The organism is Kitasatospora sp. NPDC023176 (assembly GCF_055560495.1).
Map to the genome: position 1 here is coordinate 135,695 of NZ_JBVHIP010000018.1, position 23,073 is coordinate 158,767.

The window sequence follows — 23,073 nt, forward strand, 5'->3', positions numbered from 1 at the left end:
GCGCAGCCCGGTCCGTCGGCGGCGCGGGCGCACGGACGGGACAAGTAGGCGGTCGTGGCCGTGGTCGGCGATCCGGCGGCGACAGCGGACAGCGCTCAGTCGAGCTCGTCGAGAAAGGTGAAGACGGTCAGCCACTCACCGTCGGTCGGACGGTAGCCGAGGCGGAGCAGGCCGCGGACGACCGGGGGCATATGGCTCGCCCCGTAGACGACTGCCACCTCCAACGGATCGTCGAGCGGGCGGTGGTGAAGCTTCCACAGAGCTTCGAGGAGCAGCTGGTCCCGCTGGTCCAGCACCAGTTCCTCAAGGCGTTCAACGCCGGTTCCGGCAGTGAGCAGGCGCTTCTCGTCGAGCGAGAGGTCGTCAACGGCAAGCCCGCGCGCCAGCGCGCGGCGGCTGCCGAGGAAGCGCAGCCAGAGTCCGTAGAGCGGACTGAAGACGATCAGGGACACCCGGAGCGCGCGAGGTACCCGCCGCCAGCCCTTGGCGACCCGGGCGGCGTCCAGATCGGGGCGGAGCACCGTCACCGCCGAGCGCACCCCCGCCAGAGCGGTCACCTCAATGAACTGCATCACGGCCCCCCTGCCGTCTGATGGAGCCAACTATCGGCCAACAGGCCTGATTTGGCGAGCGGCCGAGGAGGTTGACCGCGCCTTGTCGCAAGCAGCCCCGGACCTCCTGCCGGACGGCCCCGGTCCTGGCGTGCACTCCCTCCGTGACCGAGGATCCGAGGTGCACGCGCTGCCGGAACACTGGAGTCGAGCAGGGCTTCGCCGAGGCCTTTCCAGGCCGACGTCTTCCGCTGCGCTGATGAGGCCCGAGCTGCTGGAGGTCATCCACCGCCTGCGCCAGGAGCATCTGGTCGCCATCGATGACGCGGACTTTCCCGACGTCCTCGCGGAGCTGAGCGCCGCTGTCCCCGAGGCCGATCTCCCCGCCGTTCTTGTGGCCGCCTTCGGGCTGCATCCCGATGGCACCCCCATGGATGACATGCAGGCGTTCCAGCTCGTCGCTGCGAGGTCGCTGGGCTGCTGCCCGCCGACCGCAAGCCGTCCGGGTGCCGGGTGTGCGGCGAGGACACGGTGGGGCGCTCGGCCTCGCGGACTGCATGGAGATCCTCGCCGTCACCGGCCGGCAGGCGACCGTGGACAGCCTCGCCGACGTCCTGGAAGGCGCGTTCGACGAGATCGAAGCCATCGGCACGTCCCAGGCCTTGCCGGAGTGCCCACCGGTTTTGAGGACCTCGACGCGCTGACCAGCGGCCTGAAAGTGGACCGGGCGGTCCGCAGTGCGAACGTGTTCGTTACGATCGGGCTATGACTACGAGAAGAGAGCCGATCAGCCGCCGGGAGCGTCCGGCGAAACCCGCCCTGTCCCGGCGCTGGATCGTGGACACCGCCGTGCGGATCATGCGGGCGGAGGGGCTGGGAAAGGTCACGATGCGCCGCCTGGCGCAGGAGCTGGATACCGGCCCGGCGTCACTGTACGTCTACATCGCCAACACGGCCGAGCTGCACGCGGCCGTTCTGGACTCCCTGCTCGGCGAGGTCGACCTGACCGGGCGGGACGGCGGTGAGGGCTGGCGCGAGCAGCTTCGTGCCGTCATGGCGTCGTACACCCGGGTGCTGTTCGAGCACCCGCAGCTCGCGCGGGCCGCGCTCGTCGCCCGCCCGAGCGGCGAGAACTACCTGCGCCTGGTGGAGCGCATCCTCGATCTCCTCTCACAGAGCGGGGCCGGTCGCGAGCAGGTCGCCTGGGGGGCGGACAAACTGCTCCAGGACGCGACAGCCACCGCCGCCGAGCACTCGACGCGTGAGCACGATCCCGCCTCCGAGGGCGACTGGAACGCCACGGTGCGTGCGCTGCACGCCGTGGACGCCGCCACGTACCCGGCGATCACCGCGCACATGCCCTCCCTGATCGGCGGCTCGGTGCCGGACAGGATCCGCTGGAGCTTCGACGTCCTCGTCAACGGCATCACGCGCACGCCTGTCCCGGGCGTAGTGGCCTGATCCCAGGGCGGGGTGGCCCGCCTGGGGACCGACGCGGCAGGGGGACGGCGGTTCTCCGCGCGGCCTGCCGATGGGCGAGGCGAACTTGTTCGCAACGAACGCGTTCGTTATCGTGGATGGAGTGAACGAGGCATCCCCTGCCTTCTCGCCGCGCAGCCGCCCCGGCAAGGAGCCTTGCGGCGTCGGCGGTGATGACTCGGCATACCGAGGTGTTCCCCTGCTGCTTTCGGAGGCCCCATGACCACCAGCCATTTCCCGATCGCGATCATCGGTGCAGGTCTCGGCGGCCTGACCGCCGCCCGTGTCCTGCACGTCAACGGCATCGAGTCGGCGGTCTTCGAACTGGAGGCGTCGGCGGCGGCCCGTACGCAGGGCGGGATGCTCGACATCCACGAGAACAACGGGCAGAAGGCCCTGCACGCCGCCGGCCTCCACGACGCCTTCCTCGAGATCGTCCACGAGGGCGGTCAGGCGATGCGCCTGCTCGGCTCCGACGGCACGGTGCACGTGGCCGAGGAGGACGACGGCACCGGCGGCCGGCCGGAGGTGGACCGCGGCGACCTGCGGGACCTGCTGCTGGGCTCCCTGCCCGACGGCACGATCCACTGGGGACGGAAGGTCACCGGTGCCCGGGCGCTGGGCGACGGGCGCCATGAGGTGACGTTCGCCGACGGCTCGGCCATCACCACCGATCTCCTGATCGGCGCGGACGGCGCCTGGTCCTGGATCCGGCCGCTGGTCTCAAACGCCTGGCCCCTCTACACCGGCATCTCCTTCGTCGAGACCGACCTGTTCGACGCCGACACCCGCCACCCGCGCAGCGCCGAGGTCATCGGCGGCGGGTTCTTCATCGCCCTGGGGGACGAACGCGGTGTCCTCGCGCACCGGGAGAGCGACGGCAGTCTCCACGTCTACACGGCGCTCAAGGCCGACGAGGGCTGGTTGGACACGGTCGACTTCACCGACCACCCAGCCGCCAAGGCCGCGGTCCTCGCCCACTTCGAGGACTGGGACGAGGGCCTGCGCGGCCTGGTCGCCGACGCGGAGACGATCACCCCGCGCCGTATTCACGCCCTGCCCATGGGGCACCGCTGGGACCGTGTTGCGGGCGTGACGCTGCTCGGCGACGCCGCCCACGTGATGTCCCCCTTCGCCGGGGAGGGCGCCAACCTCGCCATGTTCGACGGCGCCGAACTCGCCCTGGCCATCGCCGCCCACCCCGGCGACACCGAGGCCGCCCTGGCCGCGTACGAGGAGGCCCTCTTCCCGCGCAGCGAGGCGACCGCCGCCGAGTCCGCCGCCAGCCTGGACACGATGTTCGGCGAACGGGGCCTGGAGCAGATGGTCGCGTTCTTCACCTCCGGCCCGCCGGCCCGGTAAGGCCCGCCCCGACGGCCGCCGCTCCCTCAAGTCACCGAACCCACCCTGCTCAGCCGATCCGGAGGAACCATGACGACGCCCCACCGGCGCACCATCCCGCTACGGCCCGGACTGGACCTCGAAGTGCGCGAGGCCGGCACGGGCAGCAGCCCGGTCCTCGTCCTGCACGGCGGCCCCGGCCCGTCCAGCATCGCGCCCCTGATCGACCACCTCGCATCGGATCACAGGGTGGTGGCGCCGACCCACCCGGGCTGGGGCGCCACCCTGCGGCCCGACGACCTGGACTCCGTGCCCGCACTCGCCGCTGCCTACCTGGACCTGCTCGGCCACCTCGGGCTGAACGACGTGACGGTGATCGGCACGTCCTTCGGCGGCTGGGTCGCCACCCAGACCGTCCTGAACGACCGCGAGGGCCGGATCTCCCAGCTGGTCCTCATGGACGCCATCGGCCCCGTCATACCCGGCCAGCAGATCACCGTGCCCGCCGGTCCACCCGCTCCGGCGCCACAGGGCGGACCGCCCGCACAGGCGATGACCGCCATGCGCGCCTACGCCGGGCCGGCCATGGCAGACACCGGCATACTGCCCCGCCTTTCCACCGTCACCTGCCCGGTCCTGGTGATCTGGGGCGCCGACGACGCAGTCGTCACCCCCGACTTCGGCCGTGCCTACGCCGCGGCGTTCCCCCACGCGCGATTCGAACTCATCCCCGGCGCAGGACACCTGCCCATCCGCGAGAAGCCCGAGACGGTCTTCACCCATCTCGACTCCTTCCTCACCCACCGAGCCCGGGCCACCGGCCACTGAACCCCTGCTGGCGGCCACCACGAACTCGCCCTGTTTACGGGTGGTACTTCTCGGCGATGGTCTGGGCGACGCCCAACGAGGAGTCCAAGGTGACGCGGACGGTGACGGCGCCGGTCTTCGCGGCCGTCTCCGCCTGGTCGGCGGTGCAGTTCGTGGTGCCGTAACCCTGGCTGTCCATGGTCACGGTGCTGCCGTCGCGGGAGCAGATCGCGGCCGCGCCGAGGACCTTGGTGGCGTTGTTGATCATGAACGCCTGATCGGCGCCGCCGTTGTCGGGCTTGACCGCCAGCTTGCCGGGCGCGAGGTAGCTCAACTTGCCCACGAGCGTCCGCTGGTGGCCCGCATCGGACCCGCCGCTCCCACCGGAGGTCGAGGAGGAACCCTGACCGCTCGCCACGGGCGCGGTGGCGGTGGGCTTGCCGCTGGAGTGCGCGGAACTCGTGGCGACCGGCACGCTGGTGGCGGAGGGGGTGTCCGAGGAGGTCGCGTCTTCGGGTCCGCACGCTGTCAGCGCTAACCCCGCGACGACGAGCACCGCAGCCGACAGTCCCCAACGAGCAGTCCTGATACGCATGTTGTCCCTCTTTCACTCTCGACGCTGTCCCACCGCAGTGGTGGCGGTGCGGGCGGCCCCGCCCCTTCCCGAGGCGGCCTCCCCGCTGACACGGTGATCCTCACACGGGCCGTCCGCACACGTCAGCGCCTGTTACAGGCCCGTGGCGCAACCCCGCACACGTCATGACAATCGATACAAGAGCATCGCCGCTGAGCCGACCCACCCCGGCCCGGCAGTCCCAGGGCAGTCCCAGAGCAGTCTCGCGCATCGCCACGGCCCGTAGGCTTCCACCTTCGCCGGCACGGCTGACCGTCGTCCGCGCCGGCAGCCGGTCCGGCGGCTTGCCTGTGGCCAAGGCGGCGTGCAGCTCACGGTGGCCCGTCGGCGCCGACCGCATCGCAGGCCGGCCACCGGCAGCGGGCCGTCAGAGAGTCTTCGCGCAGAGGTCGTTCAGCACGACATGCGGCTGCTCGTCGCCGACGCGCTGGGTGGCGTCACCGGTGACGCCACCCAGCGCCGTTCGACACCGTGCTGCTCATCGGCCCGCACCTCTGACGCCGCTCCAGTTCCCGGCCCGCGGCCCGCCCGTTGACCCAGCGGCGCAGATCCCGCGCGTGCGGAGCAGACGCCGAGCCACTCACGGGCGCGCGCAGCCCGATCGGGTCGTCTCCGCGTGCGGGGCCTGCCGGACCTCGGCCTTCCGACGGGTCACCAGGCGCAGGACAGCTTCTCGGCAAGGGCGGGTGCTACCACTTGGCCCAGGGAAGGTTCCAGCCGCCGAGGCCGTTGTCGGGGGCGACGGTCTTCTCCTTGGTGTTCACGACCGTGACGACGTCGCCGATCAGCGAGCTGTTGAAGAACGACCCCGCGGGGGAGGTGTCGCGGCCGCCCTCCACGTCCTTGAGCGCGACGCAGCCGTGGCTGGTGTTGGCCTTGCCGAACGGGTCTCCCTTGTACCAGTAGTTCCCGTGGAGGTAGGTGCCGCTCCTCGTCAGCCGCATCGCGTGGGGGACGTCAGGGATGTTGTACTCATTGCCCAGGCCGACGGTCTGGGAGTTCATGTGGGTGACGTTCTCCTTGGACATGATGACCATGGTTCCGCCCCAGGAGGGGTGCTGGTCGTCGCCGAGGGTGGCCGGCACGGTGGTGGACTTGCCGTCCCGCACGATCGTGATCTGGTGTGTGGCGGCGTCCGCGGTGGTGACCTGGGAGCGGCCGATGGTGAACGGTTCGTCCTTGTCGACGTCGCCCCAGACGCCGGGGGCGACTTCGACGTTCTTCAGCCGGTAGTGGATGGTGACCTTGGTGTCCGGCTTCCAGTAGTCCGCCGGGCGGAAGTCGATCCGGTCGTCGCCGAACCAGTGGCCCTTCACCTCGGTGCCGTTGTCCGTCTCGAAGGTGATGGCCTTGGCGACGGCGTCCTTGTTCACGATCTTGCTGCTGAAGTCCACCTTGACGATCATGCCCACGCCGTAGGTCTGGCCGTCGGCGATGTTGTCGTTGGTCGACACCTGCTTGCCGGGTGAGACGGTGGTGAAGGCGCTGGTGACCGCGGAGACCAGACCGTCGGTGTCCTTCGCCTGGGCGTTCACCGTGTACGCCGTGCCGGGGGCGAGCGCGGTGGCGGGCTTCCAGCCGGTGCCGTCCGGGGTGATCGAGCCCTGGACGGACTTGCCGTCCTTGTCGGTCACGTCGACGGCGGTGAGTTTGCCGTGGGAGACGGACACCTGGAGCGCGGTCGGTGCGACTGCTTGGGCCCCGTCCTTCGGCTGCACGTCCAGCACCGCGGTCGACGTCCTCGGCGTCGCTGCGGCGGCCGCCCCGCCGGGCGCGCCGGTGGTGGTGGCGGTCGTGGTGGCATCAGCGACCTTGTCCTGGCTGTCGCCGCAAGCCGCGGACATCAGCAGGACCCCGCCCATCGCCAGTGCCGCCGCGCCGCGGTGGAAACGCTCGTTGGTGCGTATCGCGGCCAGGGCCGTCCGAACAGTGCTCACAGTTGCTCCCTCTCGGTGTTCGCCGTCAGCTTGTGTGCCGGTTCGTCCCAGCGGCAACGGTGGGCCGGCGATCAGGGATGCTGGGACGCCTTTACCCTGTTTGAGCTGGGAAGACGTAACCTTCCTGGGACGCGCCAACAGGGCGCTGGGAGGGCGCGGCCGGTGCAGCCGGTCCCCTTGAGGGGAACCGTGGGGCGGTCTGCCGCGTGCTTGTCTGCCGGAGGTCACGTCGGCCCGCGTCCCGGTGATCCGGCTGTCGGTGACGGCCGGAGCCGGGGGTGCGATGACGGGGGCACGAGCGGGGGAGAGGATCAGTGCCAAAGGGGATCGGGGAGTCGATGGGAGCGGACGAGGTTGCGCGGTTGCTCCAGGAGCTGAAGAGCCGGTCGGGGCTCAGTTACGGTGCGCTGGCGAAGCGGCTGCACGTGAGCACGTCGGCCCTGCACCGCTACTGCAACGGCGAAGTGATGCCGGTGGAATTCGCCCCACTGGAGCGCCTCGCGCGGCTGTGCCGGGCGACATCGGAGGAACGCACCGAGCTCTACCGGTTGTGGGTCACCGCCCACGCGGCGCGGGGGAACCGGCAAGCGTCCGCCCCTGCCCCCGCGGCACCGGAGCCCTCTGCGGCACCGGAGCCCTCTGCGGCACTGGAGCTCCTCACGGAACCGGAACCGGAACCTGAACCGGAACCGGAAGTTGAAGCGGTAGCCGAACCGGAAGCGCGGCCGACTGGGGGAGGCGTCGCGGCGGACGGGACGGCCGCCCCCGCGCGTACCTTCGCCGTGCCAACGCGGCGGCGCGTGCGCCAGGGTGTACTCGCCGCTGTCGCGACTGCCGCGGTGCTCGCCGCCATCGGGGCTGTGGCCACAGGTGTCAAGACCCATCAGGGCGGTGACCCCGAGTCCGTTCCCGCCACGGCGGCGGACGCCGGGCCGTCGGCCGGCTCCCCGGGCCCGCTCCCGGCTCCCGGCGCCACGCCGGTCGCCGCCGGCGCGAGCCAGTCGGGGCCCGCCGGCGCTGCCGACCGGGGCGCGAGTGCCCCGATCGCCGTCGCGGTCCGTCGGCCCGGCCGGGAGGACGGGTGTGAGCAGTACCTGGTCGACCGTCCGCCATCGCAGGTACCCCGGCCGCCCGCGCTGGTGGACGTCCCCGCCTGGGTCTCCCAGGTCGGCGCGGTCGCCGGCCACTACCAGTCGATCGAGTTCGCCGTGCAGGGCACCGGCAGCGAGACCGTGGTGCTGACCGCCCTCAACGTCCGCGTCGTGCGGAGCGCGGCCCCGCTGGCCTGGAACGCCTACTCCATGGGCGAGGGCTGCGGCGGCGGAGTCGACCTCCACTCCTACGACCTCGACCTGGACGCGGCCCGCCCCCGACTGGTCGTGAGCGAGGGCAGTACCGGCCTGCCGGTCAAGGTGAGCGAGCGGGACCCGGAGGTCATCGAGGTCAGCGCCGAGACCACCTTCCACGACGTCAGCTGGTACCTGGAACTGGAGTGGTCCAGCGGCGACCGCAAGGGCACCCTGACTGTCGGCCCCGGTGCCGGCGTGCCGTTCCGCACCAGCGCGGTCAAGGGCCGGCCGCTGTACAGGTTCCCGAACGGTGGGAATGCCTGGGAGCCGAGCCCCTTCCAGGAGTGAGCTTGTTCCTTTTGGTCCGGCTTGATCGTCGGCGTGCGGGGAGGAGGCGTTCAGCTCGATGTGGACGTTCTACGCGCTCGGCTGCCCCCGCGAGCAGGGGTCGACCGGCCCAGCCGACCGGGGTCACCCGCCAGTCGCACGGCCGGCCTTGTCGATGCCGTGCTGACCGTTCAGGAGCAGGGCATCGATGCCGACCGCCGCCTGGCCGAACAGGGCCAGGAGAGCGAGCACCTCAGGGACAGGAGGCCTGCTCGCGAAACCGCGGAGTCCGGCACCAGCCCGCTGTCGGGCGTCGACGCCCTCCTCGGCGGTGACCCGCGAGTACTTCCGTCCGCTCTGGGACGCCGCGGACACAGCCGCCAGTCAGATCCAGCCGCCCGCCGCGCCCCCTGCGGCCGAGCCGGTGCTGCCGCCAGGCCGCGAAGTGATCTCCTCGCGGGTGCCGGGCCACTGGAGCGTTTCAGCAGCGTGCTCGGCTCGCGACCAGGCCTGTCCGCTCGCCAGGAACAGGTCCTCGAGGCGCAGCGAACCGCGGTCCTGGCCAACCGCCTCGACAGCCACCTCCTTCGCCCGGCGGCGGAGGACGACCGGCAGTAGCCCGTCAGACCCGACCGCGGTTTCGGCGGGGTGTCAGGAGGCGGGCAGGTCACGTTCTTCCGGGACCCGGGCGCCATCAGCGGCCCTCGAACCGGCGCAGCCCGACCCGCCGGGACAGCCAGACCAGTAGCTCGAAGAGCCCCAGAACCACCGGTAGGGCCCACGCGGCGATGTCGATCCCGCTGTAGTCCGTCTCGGTCAGTTCCGGCGCCGTCCAGCCGTGCGGGTCGATGAGCACGTCCTCGGTCCGCCCGACTTCCACCGGCCCGTCGCAGGAGTCGTTGCCCAGCTCGGCGTGTTTGAGCGGCTTGCCGTCCACCCGCTCCAGCAGGCAGGTGTACTCCGGCCCGTGCTTGCCCTGGTACCTCTTGACCGAGGTGACCCGCACCTCCACCCGCTGCCCTTGGTGCGCCATCACCTCTGCCTGCAGCAACGGCCCCGGCACGGACAGCGCGGCGATTCCCAGGAACACCCCGCCGACGATCAACCACCCGTTCGGCGCGGCGGTGATCATGAGCAGGAGAGTCGCGATCAGCGCGAAGGTCCCGAGCACCAGCCCGAGCCCGCTCCAGTCCGGATTGGCAGCCAGCAACGACAGCCCGACTATCACCGGTGGACCGAAGAACGCGATTGTGGTGAGGCGGCGGACCTGCCGGGACGAGGTGACGGCGGCTATTCGAGGCACGGTTCAGTGTGACGAACGGGGGCGTCAGGCAGAAGAGCGGGGCCCGTCGTGACAGTCGTCGATCTTCGGCGACGTAGGCCTGCAGGTCGTCGCGAACCTCGTCCGCGTCCCGGCGGCTGCGGGACGGCAGATGCTGCAGGCCGTCGGGTGCGGCGTGACCGGCGTATTCGGCCGGCTGCCAGCCGTTCTTGCGGCCTACCGGGCCGATGAGTCCGCGGACGTAGTCCCGCATCCGGCGCCGCGGCTCCACGTGGGAGGAGCGGCCGCCGATACGCAGGAGTAGATCACCAAGTTCTTTTTCCCGCAGGCTGGTTGGTGCATCGTCCACGAGGGATGACTGCCCGCAGCGTCGCCAGTACACGCGCAGGGGCCACCCGTTGGCGGGACGGGACGGCCAAGACCGCCCCACACCCGCCCCCATCCGGCTACGCACCGACTCCCAGGTCGTTGACCAGCGGGAATGGAGGAGTCCGGCTGGAGTGCCAGGGCGTGTCTTTCGGATCATGCCGCGCAGCTTTCAGAGCTGGTCGTAGATGGTGGCGAGGTGGCGCAGGACGTCGGTCGTTGCTTCCAGGGCTTGGGTGTCGTGGTGTGCGAGGGCGGTGTCCAGCGCCTGTGTGAGGTTGGCCTGGCGCTCGGTGTTGCGCTGGCGGCCGGTATCGGTGAGGGCGACGAGCACCGATCGCTTGTCGCCCTCGGGGCGTTCGCGGGTGACGTAGCCGGCGGTGGCGAGGCCGTTGACCAGCTGGGTGGTGGCGGCGCCGGTGGTCTCCGTGGCGGCCGCGAGTTGGCCGATCGGGAGCGGGCCGGTCTCGGCGAGTACGCGAAGGGCGCGGGCGTGGGTGAGGGAGAGCGCGCCGGGGGTGCGGGTGGCGCGCCCGCGCAGGCGGGAGTCGGCGGCGCTGAGGCTGTAGGCGGCGCGGGCGAGCTGGTCGAGGGCCTGGTCGCGGGCGGTGGGCTGCTGCTTCGTCATGGGCGGTCTCCTTGGGGCGCTGGATGGTGCCGGGTTGACAAGAATTCTAGCCTAAGTACTTAATAGTTAAGTACTTAGGCACTGCGGACGGCGCAGCGGCCGTACCAGCAGTACCCCTTCCAGCCCTTCCAGAGAGGACACCTGTCATGACTGTTCGTTCCACCGGCCAGAACTGGGCCCTGGACATCGCCCTCGCCCAGGGCGGCTTCGACGCCCTGCACCCGCAGGCGAAGGGCACCCTCGAGCAGCTCGGCCACGACCACACGGACTTCGACAAGGTCTTCGACCTGGTGCAGAGCGGCGTGATGCTGCCCAAGGCGTGGGCCACCGTCGCCGGCCAGGCCGAGGAGCGCGCCGCCCACCACGAGGCGAACGGCTACGGCCAGACCGCCGCCGACCTCTACGTGCGGGCCGCCGTGATGTGGGGTCGCGCCCAGTACTCGATCTTCGACGCGGCCGACCCGCGCAAGCTGGCCTTCCGCGAGCACGCCAACCACTGCGTCGAGCGCCTCGGCGCGCTGCGCGAGGGCCGGGTGCGCCGGGTCGTCCTGGACTTCGAGGGCAAGCAGATCTTCGGCCTGCTCCACCTGCCCGCCGGCGAGGTGGAGGGCGCTCCCGCGGTGATCCTGGGCCCGGGGATGGACATGATCAAGGAGGACTACATCTACGCGGCCGAGCGCTACTACACCTCGCGCGGCATCGTGGCGCTGTCCATCGAGGGCCCGGGCCAGGGTGAGAGCCGGGCCGGCGGGCTGACCGTCGACCTGACCAACTACGAGCGCGCGATCGGCCGTTACATCGACCACCTGGCCTCGCTGCCTGAGGTCGACCCGAACCGGATCGGCATGTTCGGCATCTCGATGAGCGGCTACTGGGGCTCCCGCGCCGCCGCCACCGACCCCCGCCTGCGCGCTCTGGCCGCCTTCGAGGCCGTCACCGGCGACTTCACCACCATCTTCGAGCGGGCCCAGCCCACCTTCAAGAACAACTACATGTTCATGGCCGGCTACACCGACGAGGAGGCCTTCGACACCGAGCTCGTCGCCCAGATGCCGCTCGGCGACCTGGTCGGGCAGATCACCTGCCCGGTCCTCTACGGCATCGGCGAGTTCGACGAACTCACCGTCCTGGAGCAGGCCCTGGCCAACTACGAGCTGGTCCGCGCCCCCAAGGAGATGCGCGTCTACGAGAACGAGTTCCACCCCCTGGGCGGCGCCGCCGCCGAGGTCTTCCGGTTCGGCGCCGAGTGGGTCGAGCGAGCCCTGAACGGCGAGTTCGCCGAGCCCGGCCGCGACGTGCGCCACTACGTCCACGCCGACGGCCGCACCACCGACGGCACCGCCAACCCGACCTGGTGGCTCGGCACCACCCCCGCCCAGATCACCGAAGCCCGCCGCGCCTGACGCACCGTCCGGCCAGCAACCCGCACCCCGCTCGGGGGTGGCGCCGCACTCGACGCCACCCCCGGGCAGCGCGCTGCCCAGGACGCCCAAGGCGCAACGGGCCGACCAGATGAAGATGCCTGCGATGTGGAGTCCGGCCCGGTAGACGCCGGCGGTCCTCTTGTAGCGGGTAGCCAGCCCACGCCAGCTCTTCAAGCGGTTGATGCAGCGTTCAACGGTGTTGCGCAGCTTGTGGGCGTCGCGGTCGAAGGCAGGTGGTCGACCGCCGGTACGGCCTTTGCGTTTGCGGTTGACGATCTGGTCGGCCGGCTGTGGGATCACCGCACGGATCCCGCGTCTGCGCAGGTGCTGTCGAATGGCCTTCGACGAATGGGCCCGGTCCGTCGGAACCACGAGGGGGCGCCTGCGCGGACGGCCGATCGTCCCAGGCACCCGCAAGGCGGCCATGACGTCCTCGAACGCGGGCGCGTCGCCTGCCTGGCCGGGGGCCAGGTGGAAGCACAGCGGGCGGCAACGGCCGTCGGTGGCGAGGTGGACCTTCGTGGTCGAGGACCGCCCCGGACCGGCGCAGGTGTCCGGGGGAATGTTCCGCGCCGTCGCGGGCAGGCGATCGGCTGGCACGGCCCAGGGGAGGCCGGGGGTCGGCTCGATGGCGAGGGGGCGGGTGTCGGCGTGCTGGGTCAGTCACATGCGATCGGCGGGGCGCTGCTCTTCACGGCGACCGCGCCGGTCCTTCCGGAGGCGCTGTTCGGCACCGGGATGCGGCCGAGCGAGGTGCTGATCGGCACCCTGCTGTGCGCCGGAGCTGCGCTGCTGCCGGACCTCGACCACCACGACGCGACGCCCGCGCACCTGCTGGGTCCGCTCTCGAGGGGGCTGTGCCGGCTGATCGGCAGGCTGTCCGGGGGCCACCGGCACGCGACGCACTCGCTGCTGTTCGTGGCGCTCACCGGGTGGGGCACCTGGATGGGCGTCACCCGCGTCGGCAGCGGCTTCACCGTCGGTCTCGCCTTCGTGCTGTTCGCGCTCGCGGCGCGCGCCCTGCACCTGCATCCGCCGGGCCGCGGGCTGACGGCCTGGGTGACCTCCGTCGGCCTGGCCGGGGTCGGGGCCGCGACGGTGGCCGTCTGGTTCACCGGCTTCGCCGACTGGCTGCCCTACACGGTCTGCCTGGGGACCTTGAGCCACCTGATCGGCGACTGCCTCACCCGCAGGGGCGCCCCCCTGCTCTGGCCCTACCCCGGGCGCTTCGAGCTGGTGCTGATCCGGCGCACCGGCGGGAAGCTGGAGACCAGGTTCGTCGTCCCGGTGATGACGGTCGCCACCTTCGCGGTGCTGTGGTTCTCGGTCTTCTCCCCGCTCCTGGCCGCGAGTTGAGCACCGCCGTGCGGTCCGCGGGTGAGTCGACCAGGTGAGCCGGCCCACGTGGTCCGACCACGTGCCCGATCCACCCGACCCGGATGATTGACCGGGCGTTTCGGGGACAGACGGCTGCTGTGACGAGATTCCTCCCGGTTGTCCTGACAGTCTGTGCAGCGGTCGGCGCCACGGTGGCCGCCCTGGTCGTCTCGCCGTGGTGGTGGTGTGCGGCGGCCGTCCTCCTCCCGTTGTCGGCACTGGCCCTGGCGGACCTGCTGCAGACCCGGCACTCCGTGCTGCGGAACTTCCCGCTCATCGGCCATCTGCGGTTCGTGCTGGAGGGCATCCGGCCGGAGGTGCAGCAGTACTTCGTCGAACGCAACGTGGACGGCAGCCCGTTCGACCGTGACACCCGCAGCATCGTCTACCAGCGGGCCAAGGGGACGGACGCGGACGAGCCCTTCGGCACGGAGCTGGACCTGTACGGCACCGGACGCGAGTTCCTGGTGCCGTCGATGGCCCCGGTCGCCGTGCCGGACCGGACGCCCCGGGTGCCGGTCGGCGGTCCCGACTGCACCCGGCCGTACCCGATGGCGCTGCTCAACGTGTCCGCGATGAGCTACGGCTCGCTGTCCGCCAACGCGCTGCTGGCCCTCAACACCGGTGCGGCGCTCGGAGGTTTCGCCCACGACACCGGCGAGGGAGGGCTGTCCGAGTACCACCTGCGGCCCGGCGGAGACCTGATCTGGGAGATCGGCACCGGCTACTTCGGCTGCCGCACCGAGGACGGGGACTTCGACCCCGGCGCGTTCGCCGAGAAGGCGGCGCACCCGCACGTCAAGTGCGTGTCGCTGAAGCTCAGCCAGGGTGCCAAGCCGGGCATCGGCGGCGTGCTGCCCGGGTCCAAGGTCGACGCCCGGATCGCGCGGGTGCGCGGGGTCCCGGAGGGGAGGACGGTGGTCTCCCCGCCCTACCACCGGGTGTTCTCCACCCCACGCGAACTGGTCCGCTTCATCGGCCGGATGCGCGAACTGGCGGACGGCAAGCCGACCGGCTTCAAGCTCTGCGTCGGTTCGCGCCACCAGTTCCTCGCCGTCTGCAAGGCGATGCTGGAGGAGGGCGTGACACCGGACTTCATCGTCGTGGACGGCGCGGAGGGCGGGACCGGAGCCGCCCCGCTCGAATTCGCCGACCACGTCGGCATGCCGCTCACCGAAGGACTGATGACGGTCCACAACGCACTGGTCGGCACCGGGCTGCGGGACCGGATCCGGATCGGCGCCAGCGGCAAGGTGGCCACCGGGAGCGACCTGGTGAAGCGGCTGATCCAGGGAGCGGACTACACCAACGCGGCCCGGGCCATGATGTTCGCCGTCGGCTGCATCCAGGCCCAGCGCTGCCACACCAACACCTGCCCGGTCGGCGTGGCCACCCAGGACCCGCGCCGCGCCCGTGCCCTGCACGTGGGCGACAAGTCCCAGCGGGTGCGGCGCTACCAGGAGGCCACCGTCCGGAGCGCCCTGCAGATCATGGCCGCCATGGGCGTCGCCCACCCGTCCCAGCTGCGCCCGCACATGCTCCAGCGGCGCCTCGACCCGGAGACCATCCGTTCCTACGCGGACACCCATCACTGGCTGGAACCGGGGCAGTTGCTCCAGGAACCGCCCGCCGGCTGGGCGCGCGACTGGGACGCCGCGCGCCCCGACCGGTTCACCGTCTGACACCCCCGAAAGGAACTCCCGTGGCACGTACCGTCGCCCGCGTGATCGTCGACGCCCTGCAGGAGCTGGGTGTGCGCCATGTGTTCGGCGTCGTCGGCGACGCCCTGAACCCGCTCACCGACGCCATCCGCACCACCGAAGGCCTGGACTGGGTCGGCTGCCGGCACGAGGAGGCCGCGGCGTTCGCGGCCGGCGCCCAGTCCCAGCTGTCCGGCACCCTGGGCGTGTGCATGGGGACCGTCGGCCCCGGCTCCGTCCACCTGCTCAACGGACTGTACGACGCGGCCAAGAGCCGGACCCCGGTGCTCGCCATCGCGGGCCAGGTCCCGCGCTCGGAGCTGGGCAGCGACTACTTCCAGGAGGTCGACAACGACCTGCTGTTCCGGGACGTCGCGGTCTTCCGGGCCACCGTGACCTCGCCGGACCAGCTGCCCAGGATGCTGGAGACCGCCGTCCGGAGCGCGGTCAGCGAGCGCGGTGTCGCCGTCCTCACCGTCCCCGGGGACCTCGGCGACCGCGAGCTGACGGACGACCGCCCCGCCCGCTTCCCGCGCCCGCGACCCGTCACCCGAGCCGATGACGCGGGCATCCGCGAGGCCGCCGACCTCGTCAACGCCGCGGAGCGGGTCACCCTCCTGGTCGGCCGGGGCGCCCGGGACGCCCGCGAGGAGGTGCTGGAACTCGCCGGGCGACTGTCCGCCCCGATGGTCCTCACCCTGAAGGCCAAGGAGGGCTTCGAGGGGGAGAACCCGTACCAGGTCGGCCAGACCGGCCTGATCGGCAATCCCGCCGCTGCCCAGGCGCTCGACGCCTGCGACACCCTGATCATGCTCGGTACCGACTTCCCCTACCGCGACTGGTACCCCGCCGACTGCAAGGTCGTCCAGATCGACCTCCTGGAACGCAACCTCGGCCGCCGCACCCCGGTCGACGTGGGACTGGCCGGCGACACCGGCGCCACCCTCCGCGCACTCCTGCCCCTCCTGCGGCCCGCCGGGGGCGACGCCCACCTCAAGGAGGCCCGCGAACGCTTCGAGCAGTGGACCGAAGGGCAGCGGCACCTCGCGGACCCCCGGCACGACCACCGACTGCTCGGGCGGCTGCGCAGCGCGCTGGACAACCGCGACCACGACGTCCGCCCGGAGGCCCTGGCCGCCGCGGTCGACGCCTGCGCGAGCGACGACGCGATCTTCACCTCCGACACCGGCATGGCGACGGTCTGGCTGTCCCGGTTCGTGACCATGCACGGCCGCCGGCGCTTGCTCGGGTCCTACAACCTGGGTTCGATGGCCAACGCCATGCCCCAGGCCATCGGCGCCCAGTTCTGGGCCCCCGACCGGCAGGTCGTGGCCTTCTGCGGCGACGGGGGGCTGAGCATGCTCCTCGGCGACCTGATGACGATCAGGACCCACCGGCTGCCGGTCAAGCTCGTGGTGTTCGACAACCGACGCCTCGGCATGGTGAAGCTCGAACAGGAACAGGCCGGACTACCGGAGTTCGGCACCGAGCTGGACAACCCGGACTTCGCCGCCGTCGCCACCGCCCTCGGCCTGACCGGTATCCGGGTCACCCGCCCCTCGGAGCTGCTCGACGCGGTCCGCCAGGCCTTCGACACACCCGGACCGGTGCTCCTGGACGTCCTGACCAACCCGCAGGAACTCGCCGTACCGGGCAAGCCGACCGTCGAGCAGGGCTGGGGCTTCGCGATCGCCAAGGTCAAGGAGACGCTCCGCAGCCACGACGGCTGACCGGAGGGGCAGGACCGGGGAGCGCCCCGTACCCGGAAGGATCAGTACGAGGGCCTTGGGCGTGATCCGAAAGACACGCCCAAGGCCCCGGGCCATGTCGATCCCGATCCAGCAGCGGACACCCGCGGATCCGCGCCGCTGGGACCGGCAGGGGGACACCCCCTGACCCGGGCCTGCGGACCAATCCCGCAGGCCCCGCAAAGCCGTCGCGCACACACTTGGTCCCCGACGGGCAGGCTTGCCCGGTAGCCATCGGCCCACACCGCGTGGGCGGCCTGACGCTCGGCCTCCTCCAGGCGGCCGGCCTCGGCCGGCTGCTCCTTGCTCAGCCCCTGCCGGGCTGCCTTCAGATCGCCGCCCCAGGTCGGCAGGGTGGCCAGCAAGGCGCGGCGTTCGGCCCGCATGGTCACCAGCTCCTGCTGCGCGTTCCTGAGTTCACTGGGGACTCGAAGGTCGTCTGCTGCTTCTGAACTTGATCGGGTGATGTCGGTGCTGACAGGCGACAGGCGACAGGCGATCCCTTCGACTGCACCCCATCCGGTCCCAGCACCCGCCAATGCCGGCACCAACGTTCAACGGACTGATCGCTCACTCGCAACGCGGCAGCGATCTCTCTGTCCTTCTCCTCGCCCGTGAAGCGAACAACGGCCTACAGCCGGATCCGCTCCCGCGCGGCCGTCAAGGCCCCGGCCTCGGACCCGGGCCAGGGCGCGCCCGCCGTCCTCGTCGAGGGCCTGCTCATCGACAGTCGGGGGCGGTTGCTGCGTCCTGGCCCCGTGCCGTGCTGCGCGCCGGCCTGGAGGGCCGGGCATCTCTCCGGAGGCGGCTGGCGCCAGGTCGTGGCAGGCCGCGGCACCCCAGGCAGGTGCCGGCCATGCCCGGGGGCGTGGCCGACACCGATGAGCCGGGCTGGAGCGAATTCACGTCACGGAAAGATTCGACAGCGATCCAAGTGATGGGACGTGTGGCGATGCGGCCGGGGGAATTCCGTGCGGGGCCCGCTCTGCCGGTTCTTCAGAGGATCCGGATGGAGTTAACCTTCGGCGGGTGGTTCGGGTACGAGATGTCGGTCCAGCGGTTGACCCTCACCGAGTCGCCGTTGTCGTCGGAGTAGACCAGGTCGTTGTTTCCCGTGGAGATCCGGTCGACCCACCACCCGCCGAAGCCGATCGACCCGCCGTTCGCGTAACAGTCGACGCTGTCACGGCCGTCGAGGTGCGACCAGATCTTGAGGAAGTCATTGCGGCTTCCGTCACACGGGATGTGGTCGATGGCGAAGGCGCTGCCGGACGGCACGGCCACGGTGAGCGTGGCCGCCGCGGCGAAGGCCACGGCCATCGAACCCACGACCTTCTTCGCGTTCGAGAACATGGATCCTCCCTAGTCGGATGAAATTATGAATCGAATTCAGCTGTGCAACAATTTTCCGTTGCGTCGTGCCCGATCAGTATCCAGAGCATTTTTATGAGGGTCAATCGAACACGCCTTGACCCAACCTGCTCTAGGTCATTTTCATGCGGGACTTCCGCAAGGCGCGGGGTGCCCGACCGAAGGTCACCTGTCGGCCGTTCTGACATGGGGAGATCAGGGGACCGCCGAACGCGCCAGACCAGCGCTCGGGGGCACGCGGCCAGAACAGGGACTACACGAAGGCCATCTCGGCCACCAGGCAGCGGGCAGCCCAGTCTTCCCAGCGGCGCGAGGCCGGGTGCGCCGCCCGGACTGGCCCCGCCGCCGTCGCGGTGTCGCTTATGGGGGTTTCCCCTGGACCCAGGGCCTTGTCCAGGCGGGGCACCGCCCCCGCCGCGCGGGTACCCGGGATACCCGCACCGGCCCGGACTGGCGTCGTGACGCCACGCCGCCGCCGGCCCTGCCTCGCTCCGCCCCCCCGGGACGGGAAGTCCTGCGGGTACCTCGGTGACGGCCTCGCCGTTGGCTTTCCTGTGTAGTGGGCGCCTTGTACCCGGTCTTACGTTGCCGGGAGGGCTCCGACCCTCCGTGGACCTGCCCGCTGTTGCCGTCCCCACCGGCGCTATTGGCGGAACCCGTGCCGTTGCCCCCGGTGATGGCGATGGAGGCAGCAACGGCGCCTGTGGTGGTGATGCGTGCACCCTCGTGCAGGACGGCTTGAACTGGGCCCAGGATGACGGCTCGAGCGGAGACCATTCATGGGTTGGCGTGGGCTGGTGCGCGTGGGCGGGAGAGTAGTGTCGGCTTGATTCGGACCCGGTTCCGGGGGCCGGCTGCGAGGTGGACGCTGACTCCGGAAATCCAGATCCACCCCACGCGAGGAGTGTGTCACCCATGAGCGCCCCGAAATCCGTCGATACCCGGATCGTCGATCCGGCTCGCCTCCCGTTCGCGTACCAGGACGCGCTCAACGCCGGAGACGCCGACGCCGTCCTCGCGCTGTTCCACGAGGACGCGACGATGCGCACCTTCAACGGCACCGTCCTCACCGATCGGGAAGCGCTGCGCGCTGAGACGGTGCATTCGATCGCGGCTCAGGCGCGTCTGACCAACAAGCCCAGGTCCACCCTGATCGGGGGTGACACGGCCCTGATCGTCGTCGATTGGAACCTCGAGGCGACGTTGCCGGACGGTACCCGGATCTCGCCGACCGGAACGACGACGGCCGTCGCCCGCGGGTCAGGGGACGGGTCCTGGCGGTTCGCCGTTCTCAACTGTGAAGGGGAAGTCGGGTCTCCCGGGTGGCAGACGACAGAGTTCCCCGCTGGTGGTGGACGGTAGAAGTCCCAGGCGGTCAGCGGTTCTCCGCAGCGGTCGCGGTCAATTCAGGGGAACGACACCGCGTCCGGTAGCGGCTTCGCTGAGCTGGTGGCTGTTGCCTTTGGGGACGGCGAGCTTGGCGCGGCAGAGCAGCAGGTCGACAGCCGCGGTGTCAGCCTCACCTACACCGACACGAACATCGAGACCGGCAGGGAGTCCTACCTGCTCGGCACACCCGGGCACGCCAGGACGGGCAAAACGGACGAGCCACAGGCAAAAGGCCGGCGCGACGATCCGAAACACCCGAGGGAGGGTCCGAATCAGGCCGTCATGTGGATCCGGTTCAAAAGACCGTCCCGGAGCTCGCGCATCCCGTGGTCGGCGGCGTTCCCGAACTGGTGAGCCAGGCAGCCACAGGCAAGGGTGAGCGAGGTGGATTCCGCTCCCACCATGACGTACAAATACGACAATTGGGCCTCCTGGACAGCTCGTTGGCGTAGACACCCTTCGAACTACCAAGAGGCCCTGCTTTCAAGCGCGGCTGTCGCCACGGTCCCCCGATCGAGACTCCCGTTCGACCAACACCCCTCAAGATCGGAACGACAACAGCCATCATCGGCGCTCAAGACCATACCGTTCACCCAGGTGCCAAGCCTCTTGCGCCCCCCATGCGCCCTCCCCGCCCAGTCCGCGGACTGTCGCGAAGGGTGCTGACAATCAGGCACTTCCGTTGTTGCTTGCACGTGAGCCAAGCCGCAGGCAGGGCCGCTCTTCCTCGGGATCGGCACCGGGTTTCTCGGTGCCTCGACCCTCTCCGACCGGGTCTCGCGCCGGCTGGGGCGGCAGGTGGTCGCGGTCGGCACCGATGCGTCACACAACTACGCTTCCCAGATGCCCCCTTCGGCCTCGTTCTCGTCTGCGATAGTGAGCTCTCGGTGGTTCGATCGGCGAGGGGATGCCGCAGGTGGAGGAGAGAGCGACCGGGCAGTGGCGGGTCGAGTGGGACAGCGGGTCCTGGGGTGACCACAGTCCCCTGCCTCCCCCCGGTGTCCCGGTCGGCGGGGTGACGGCGATAGCGGTGGCGGTGGCGGCCGGCCGGTCCCTAGCCCTCGAAGCCGGTGCCGACGAGCTGGTGCGGGTGCGGGATCTCGCCACCGGGGAGCTCGTGAGCCAGCTGTACGCGGGTGACCCCAACCTGGTGTGGGGGCTGGCGGCGGCGGTGGTGGACGGCCGTTCCCTGGCCCTCGCGGGCGGTGGCGACGGGCTGCTGCGGGTCTGGGACCTGACTACTCGTGAGCTGCTGGGGGAGCCCCTCGTCAGCCCGCACGGCTGCATCAACGCAGTGGCGATCGGGGTGCTGGACGGCCGCACGATCGCCGTGACCGCCGGCGACGGGGAGCCGCTGCAGCTGTGGGAGCCGGCCGTGCCCCAGCAGCTTGGCGAGCCCCTCCCCCGTTACGACACGGAAGCGTTGGCGGTGGCGACAGTAGCGGTGGAGGGCCGTACCCTCGCCGTGACCGGCGGCGAGGGGCCGATGGTGGCGCTGTGGGACCTTGCCACCCGCGAACACGTCTGTGAGCCCCTCCTCGGTCACGACGGGACGGTGTACACCGTGGCGACGGCGCTGGTGGACGGCCGGCCCGTCGCCGTCACCGGCAGCGACGACGACACCGTCCGAGTCTGGGACCTGACGGACCGTAAGCAGCTGGGTGAGCCGCTGACCGTCCACCACGATGGGGTGCTGGAGATGGCGATCGGGTCGGTCGACGGCCGGACGGTGGTCGCCACCGCCGGCGGGGCGAACCTGGTCCGGGTATGGGACCTGGCCACCGGGGAGCAGATCGGCCAGGATCTGGTCTTTCCCCTGTCGGTGGGAGCCCTGGCGATGGCGCCGGGCGGCCGCCTTCTGGCCGGCGTCGGTCCGTATCTCGCCGCGCTGACGTATCACCGCTGACCGGCAATCGCATGTGTGACCTAACCGGGACTGGACTGCGCCTCGCCGCCGGTCGTGGGCTTGTGTTGAGCGTCCGACGCCTCGCTGGGCCGGGCGGTGTGCTTCGGCAGGGGGCGGCCGGCTGTTGTGGGGTCCTCGCCGAGCGCGCCCACCAGGCGATCGGCGATCTGGGCCAGCGCCCCACCGGAGTGCTCGGTGGCGGCGCGGACCGGCAGGAGTCCGAGCAGCGGGGTGTGGGCGGCGGCCATCTCGGCTTCCACGGCTCGCAGCCATCCCGGGTCGGGCGTGCTGGAGGTCAGCAGGAGCAAACCGGCGGTGGCGACGGTCAGGAAACCGGCGGCCAGCCGCATGTAGCGGTCGCGCAGGGCCGCTGCGGCGGCGGGGGGCCCCGGTCGGGTCTCGGCGTTGTCTGAGCGCGCGCCGTTGGTGAACGGTGTCCACGATGCCGCCGCCGCAGCCCACTGCCCGCCCCACAGTCGTCGGCCGGCGTCGGCGAGGCCGGCCACGGACGCTGCGCCAGTCTCGGGCGCGGTTCGGGTCCCGGCCGACGCCCGCCGGGCGTAGTGGCGGTCCAGCCAAGCGTGCACGTGGTGCTCGGCGCTCACCAGGATACGCCGTCAGGTGCGTCCAGGAGGGCCTGAACAACTGGAACGCCGCCGCCCAGACGCACACCCGCCGCCCGTCCCTCGACGTGGACGGCGTGTTCGGTGACGCCACCCTCAACCTGCTGGTGGAGTACCAGGAGTGGGCCTACCTGGGCAACGACGGTGTGGTGGGCCCGAACACCGGTGACGAGCTCTACCGATACTGGATCTCGCCGATCGACTCCGGCTGCTACTCGGTGATCCCCACCAAGTCGTGAGTAGGTAGGGCGCCAGATTCTGCGGCGCCGTTCAAACAGAAGTGCCGGTATCCCGCTCTGTCGCGGGATGCCGGCACTTTGTGCTGTCGGCACTTACCCGCCGAGCCGCCGCCGGCCAACGGTTCCGAGAAGGCCGCGGCGCCGCCCAGCCCGCTGCCTGCCGCCAGGTCGACGCGCCGCCGGCAGCCTCGTGGTCAGCCGTAGGCGGCGCTGTCCCACTCGGTGCCGGTGGCGGGTAGGGCCAGGGTGCTGTCGGGGCGGAGCCGGATGGTGACGGTCGCACTGGGGGCCCGTTGGGGGTCCGCCCAGAATGCGGCCCATTCCCGTGCGAGCGCCTGCTGCCCGTCGTCGGCCCGGACACGGTCGTCGATCTGCTGGGCAGTGGCCTGTTCGTCGAACGGGAAGTTACGTCGGTCGGTCACGACGACCGACGCGATGGCGTGTTCAGCCAGTTGTCGCATCGCCGTCTCGGGGTCGACGGCCGGGTCGTGCTCGGGGTAGGGGCCGCGGGGCGGGGCGTCCATGAGCAGGCGCAGGGCGAACACCGCGGTGCTGGGTACGTCCCCGGTGTCGGGGTGGACGGCGTGCAGGGCCACGCACACCAGCTGCGGGGTCTGCTCGGTCACGCGGGCGTGCCACAGGCTTGACATGTCGT

General features: G+C 71.0%; 22 protein-coding genes and 4 pseudogenes. 14 read left to right on the top strand and 12 right to left on the bottom strand.

Going from position 1 to position 23,073, the window contains the following annotated elements; all coding sequences use genetic code 11:
* Nucleotides 1–95: 95 nt before the first annotated feature.
* Nucleotides 96–572 (bottom strand): hypothetical protein, encoded by a 477-nt coding sequence (locus ACZ3YL_RS24070; protein WP_465659743.1) that lies wholly within the window; start codon nt 570–572, stop codon nt 96–98.
* A gap of 536 nt (nt 573–1,108) precedes the next feature.
* On the opposite strand from ACZ3YL_RS24070, the gene ACZ3YL_RS24075 reads away from it, so the two are divergent.
* The 4 genes from ACZ3YL_RS24075 (at nt 1,109) to ACZ3YL_RS24090 (ending at nt 4,199) form a co-directional block, all read left to right on the top strand.
* Entirely contained in the window at nt 1,109–1,255 is a 147-nt protein-coding gene (locus tag ACZ3YL_RS24075; protein ID WP_465659745.1) for a hypothetical protein, read from the top strand.
* A 61-nt stretch (nt 1,256–1,316) separates the two neighbouring features.
* Complete coding sequence (locus ACZ3YL_RS24080; protein WP_465659747.1) at nt 1,317–2,012, top strand: TetR/AcrR family transcriptional regulator; 696 nt, start codon at nt 1,317–1,319, stop codon at nt 2,010–2,012.
* 237 nt (nt 2,013–2,249) lie between these two features.
* On the top strand, nt 2,250–3,392 hold the full coding sequence (locus ACZ3YL_RS24085; protein ID WP_465659749.1) for an FAD-dependent oxidoreductase: 1,143 nt from the start codon (nt 2,250–2,252) through the stop codon (nt 3,390–3,392).
* Nucleotides 3,393–3,461: 69 nt separating this feature from the next.
* Nucleotides 3,462–4,199, top strand: coding sequence for an alpha/beta fold hydrolase (locus ACZ3YL_RS24090; protein ID WP_465659751.1), 738 nt, complete (start codon nt 3,462–3,464; stop codon nt 4,197–4,199).
* A 34-nt stretch (nt 4,200–4,233) separates the two neighbouring features.
* Here ACZ3YL_RS24090 and ACZ3YL_RS24095 read toward each other — a convergent pair whose 3' ends face one another.
* Both ACZ3YL_RS24095 and ACZ3YL_RS24100 read right to left on the bottom strand, forming a co-directional pair.
* Nucleotides 4,234–4,773, bottom strand: coding sequence for a hypothetical protein (locus ACZ3YL_RS24095; RefSeq protein ID WP_465659753.1), 540 nt, complete (start codon nt 4,771–4,773; stop codon nt 4,234–4,236).
* Nucleotides 4,774–5,501: 728 nt separating this feature from the next.
* A complete protein-coding gene (locus tag ACZ3YL_RS24100; protein WP_465659755.1) occupies nt 5,502–6,749 on the bottom strand; it encodes a L,D-transpeptidase in 1,248 nt (415 codons plus the stop codon).
* Between the two features lie 338 nt (nt 6,750–7,087).
* On the opposite strand from ACZ3YL_RS24100, the pseudogene ACZ3YL_RS24105 reads away from it, so the two are divergent.
* Together ACZ3YL_RS24105 and ACZ3YL_RS24110 are read left to right on the top strand one after the other, a co-directional pair.
* Nucleotides 7,088–7,279, top strand: a pseudogene (locus ACZ3YL_RS24105) (helix-turn-helix domain-containing protein); the annotation flags it as partial.
* 330 nt (nt 7,280–7,609) lie between these two features.
* Nucleotides 7,610–8,386, top strand: coding sequence for a hypothetical protein (locus tag ACZ3YL_RS24110; protein WP_465659811.1), 777 nt, complete (start codon nt 7,610–7,612; stop codon nt 8,384–8,386).
* Between the two features lie 363 nt (nt 8,387–8,749).
* On the opposite strand, the gene ACZ3YL_RS24115 is transcribed toward ACZ3YL_RS24110, so the two are convergent.
* The 4 genes and pseudogenes from ACZ3YL_RS24115 to ACZ3YL_RS24130 all read right to left on the bottom strand — a co-directional run bounded on the left by ACZ3YL_RS24115 (nt 8,750) and on the right by ACZ3YL_RS24130 (nt 10,641).
* Complete coding sequence (locus ACZ3YL_RS24115; RefSeq protein WP_465659757.1) at nt 8,750–8,947, bottom strand: hypothetical protein; 198 nt, start codon at nt 8,945–8,947, stop codon at nt 8,750–8,752.
* Between the two features lie 112 nt (nt 8,948–9,059).
* A complete protein-coding gene (locus ACZ3YL_RS24120; protein WP_465659759.1) occupies nt 9,060–9,575 on the bottom strand; it encodes a hypothetical protein in 516 nt (171 codons plus the stop codon).
* A gap of 157 nt (nt 9,576–9,732) precedes the next feature.
* A pseudogene (locus ACZ3YL_RS24125) lies at nt 9,733–9,975 on the bottom strand (IS701 family transposase); the annotation flags it as partial.
* A gap of 210 nt (nt 9,976–10,185) precedes the next feature.
* Nucleotides 10,186–10,641: a MarR family winged helix-turn-helix transcriptional regulator gene (locus ACZ3YL_RS24130; RefSeq protein ID WP_465659761.1), complete on the bottom strand. Its 456-nt coding sequence runs from the start codon at nt 10,639–10,641 to the stop codon at nt 10,186–10,188.
* A gap of 146 nt (nt 10,642–10,787) precedes the next feature.
* Between ACZ3YL_RS24130 and ACZ3YL_RS24135 the strand changes: the two genes are divergently transcribed.
* Nucleotides 10,788–12,044, top strand: a complete 1,257-nt coding sequence (locus tag ACZ3YL_RS24135; protein WP_188308077.1) for an alpha/beta hydrolase — start codon at nt 10,788–10,790, stop codon at nt 12,042–12,044.
* Nucleotides 12,045–12,146: 102 nt separating this feature from the next.
* On the opposite strand, the pseudogene ACZ3YL_RS24140 reads toward ACZ3YL_RS24135, so the two are convergent.
* Nucleotides 12,147–12,626 (bottom strand): annotated as a pseudogene (locus ACZ3YL_RS24140) (IS5 family transposase); the annotation flags it as partial.
* Between the two features lie 90 nt (nt 12,627–12,716).
* On the opposite strand from ACZ3YL_RS24140, the gene ACZ3YL_RS24145 reads away from it, so the two are divergent.
* The 3 genes from ACZ3YL_RS24145 (at nt 12,717) to ACZ3YL_RS24155 (ending at nt 16,872) form a co-directional block, all read left to right on the top strand.
* Complete coding sequence (locus tag ACZ3YL_RS24145) at nt 12,717–13,421, top strand: metal-dependent hydrolase (RefSeq protein ID WP_188308078.1); 705 nt, start codon at nt 12,717–12,719, stop codon at nt 13,419–13,421.
* Between the two features lie 83 nt (nt 13,422–13,504).
* Nucleotides 13,505–15,124: an FMN-binding glutamate synthase family protein gene (locus ACZ3YL_RS24150; RefSeq protein ID WP_188308079.1), complete on the top strand. Its 1,620-nt coding sequence runs from the start codon at nt 13,505–13,507 to the stop codon at nt 15,122–15,124.
* A gap of 20 nt (nt 15,125–15,144) precedes the next feature.
* Entirely contained in the window at nt 15,145–16,872 is a 1,728-nt protein-coding gene (locus ACZ3YL_RS24155) for a thiamine pyrophosphate-dependent enzyme (RefSeq protein WP_465659764.1), read from the top strand.
* A 496-nt stretch (nt 16,873–17,368) separates the two neighbouring features.
* Here the strand turns inward: ACZ3YL_RS24155 and ACZ3YL_RS24160 are convergent.
* Nucleotides 17,369–17,614 (bottom strand): annotated as a pseudogene (locus ACZ3YL_RS24160) (helix-turn-helix domain-containing protein); the annotation flags it as partial.
* Between the two features lie 272 nt (nt 17,615–17,886).
* A complete protein-coding gene (locus ACZ3YL_RS24165) occupies nt 17,887–18,243 on the bottom strand; it encodes a beta/gamma crystallin domain-containing protein (protein ID WP_188308081.1) in 357 nt (118 codons plus the stop codon).
* 933 nt (nt 18,244–19,176) lie between these two features.
* Between ACZ3YL_RS24165 and ACZ3YL_RS24170 the strand changes: the two genes are divergently transcribed.
* The 3 genes from ACZ3YL_RS24170 (at nt 19,177) to ACZ3YL_RS24180 (ending at nt 21,556) form a co-directional block, all read left to right on the top strand.
* Entirely contained in the window at nt 19,177–19,623 is a 447-nt protein-coding gene (locus ACZ3YL_RS24170; RefSeq protein ID WP_465659766.1) for a YybH family protein, read from the top strand.
* A gap of 87 nt (nt 19,624–19,710) precedes the next feature.
* A complete protein-coding gene (locus ACZ3YL_RS24175; protein ID WP_465659768.1) occupies nt 19,711–20,004 on the top strand; it encodes a hypothetical protein in 294 nt (97 codons plus the stop codon).
* 676 nt (nt 20,005–20,680) lie between these two features.
* A complete protein-coding gene (locus tag ACZ3YL_RS24180; protein WP_465659769.1) occupies nt 20,681–21,556 on the top strand; it encodes a WD40 repeat domain-containing protein in 876 nt (291 codons plus the stop codon).
* A 20-nt stretch (nt 21,557–21,576) separates the two neighbouring features.
* Here ACZ3YL_RS24180 and ACZ3YL_RS24185 read toward each other — a convergent pair whose 3' ends face one another.
* The gene (locus ACZ3YL_RS24185) at nt 21,577–22,161 is read right to left on the bottom strand and encodes a hypothetical protein (RefSeq protein ID WP_465659771.1); all 585 of its coding nucleotides are present in this window, start codon (nt 22,159–22,161) and stop codon (nt 21,577–21,579) included.
* A gap of 86 nt (nt 22,162–22,247) precedes the next feature.
* Here ACZ3YL_RS24185 and ACZ3YL_RS24190 point away from each other — a divergent pair, with 86 nt between their 5' ends.
* Nucleotides 22,248–22,418, top strand: a complete 171-nt coding sequence (locus ACZ3YL_RS24190; protein WP_465659773.1) for a peptidoglycan-binding domain-containing protein — start codon at nt 22,248–22,250, stop codon at nt 22,416–22,418.
* A 194-nt stretch (nt 22,419–22,612) separates the two neighbouring features.
* Here the strand turns inward: ACZ3YL_RS24190 and ACZ3YL_RS24195 are convergent, their stop codons facing one another.
* Nucleotides 22,613–23,044 carry a hypothetical protein gene (locus tag ACZ3YL_RS24195; protein WP_465659775.1) on the bottom strand — a complete coding sequence of 144 codons (432 nt, stop codon included), beginning with the start codon at nt 23,042–23,044 and terminating at the stop codon, nt 22,613–22,615.
* Nucleotides 23,045–23,073: the final 29 nt, after the last annotated feature.

Coding starts and splice junctions, on each gene's coding strand:
- ACZ3YL_RS24075 (WP_465659745.1), top strand. CDS start 1,109: ATGGAGATCCTCGCCGTCACCGGCCGGCAGGCGACCGTGGACAGCCTC.
- ACZ3YL_RS24085 (WP_465659749.1), top strand. CDS start 2,250: ATGACCACCAGCCATTTCCCGATCGCGATCATCGGTGCAGGTCTCGGC.
- ACZ3YL_RS24165 (WP_188308081.1), bottom strand. CDS start 18,243: ATGTTCTCGAACGCGAAGAAGGTCGTGGGTTCGATGGCCGTGGCCTTC.
- ACZ3YL_RS24170 (WP_465659766.1), top strand. CDS start 19,177: ATGAGCGCCCCGAAATCCGTCGATACCCGGATCGTCGATCCGGCTCGC.
- ACZ3YL_RS24070 (WP_465659743.1), bottom strand. CDS start 572: ATGCAGTTCATTGAGGTGACCGCTCTGGCGGGGGTGCGCTCGGCGGTG.
- ACZ3YL_RS24080 (WP_465659747.1), top strand. CDS start 1,317: ATGACTACGAGAAGAGAGCCGATCAGCCGCCGGGAGCGTCCGGCGAAA.
- ACZ3YL_RS24135 (WP_188308077.1), top strand. CDS start 10,788: ATGACTGTTCGTTCCACCGGCCAGAACTGGGCCCTGGACATCGCCCTC.
- ACZ3YL_RS24130 (WP_465659761.1), bottom strand. CDS start 10,641: ATGACGAAGCAGCAGCCCACCGCCCGCGACCAGGCCCTCGACCAGCTC.
- ACZ3YL_RS24150 (WP_188308079.1), top strand. CDS start 13,505: ATGATTGACCGGGCGTTTCGGGGACAGACGGCTGCTGTGACGAGATTC.
- ACZ3YL_RS24090 (WP_465659751.1), top strand. CDS start 3,462: ATGACGACGCCCCACCGGCGCACCATCCCGCTACGGCCCGGACTGGAC.
- ACZ3YL_RS24095 (WP_465659753.1), bottom strand. CDS start 4,773: ATGCGTATCAGGACTGCTCGTTGGGGACTGTCGGCTGCGGTGCTCGTC.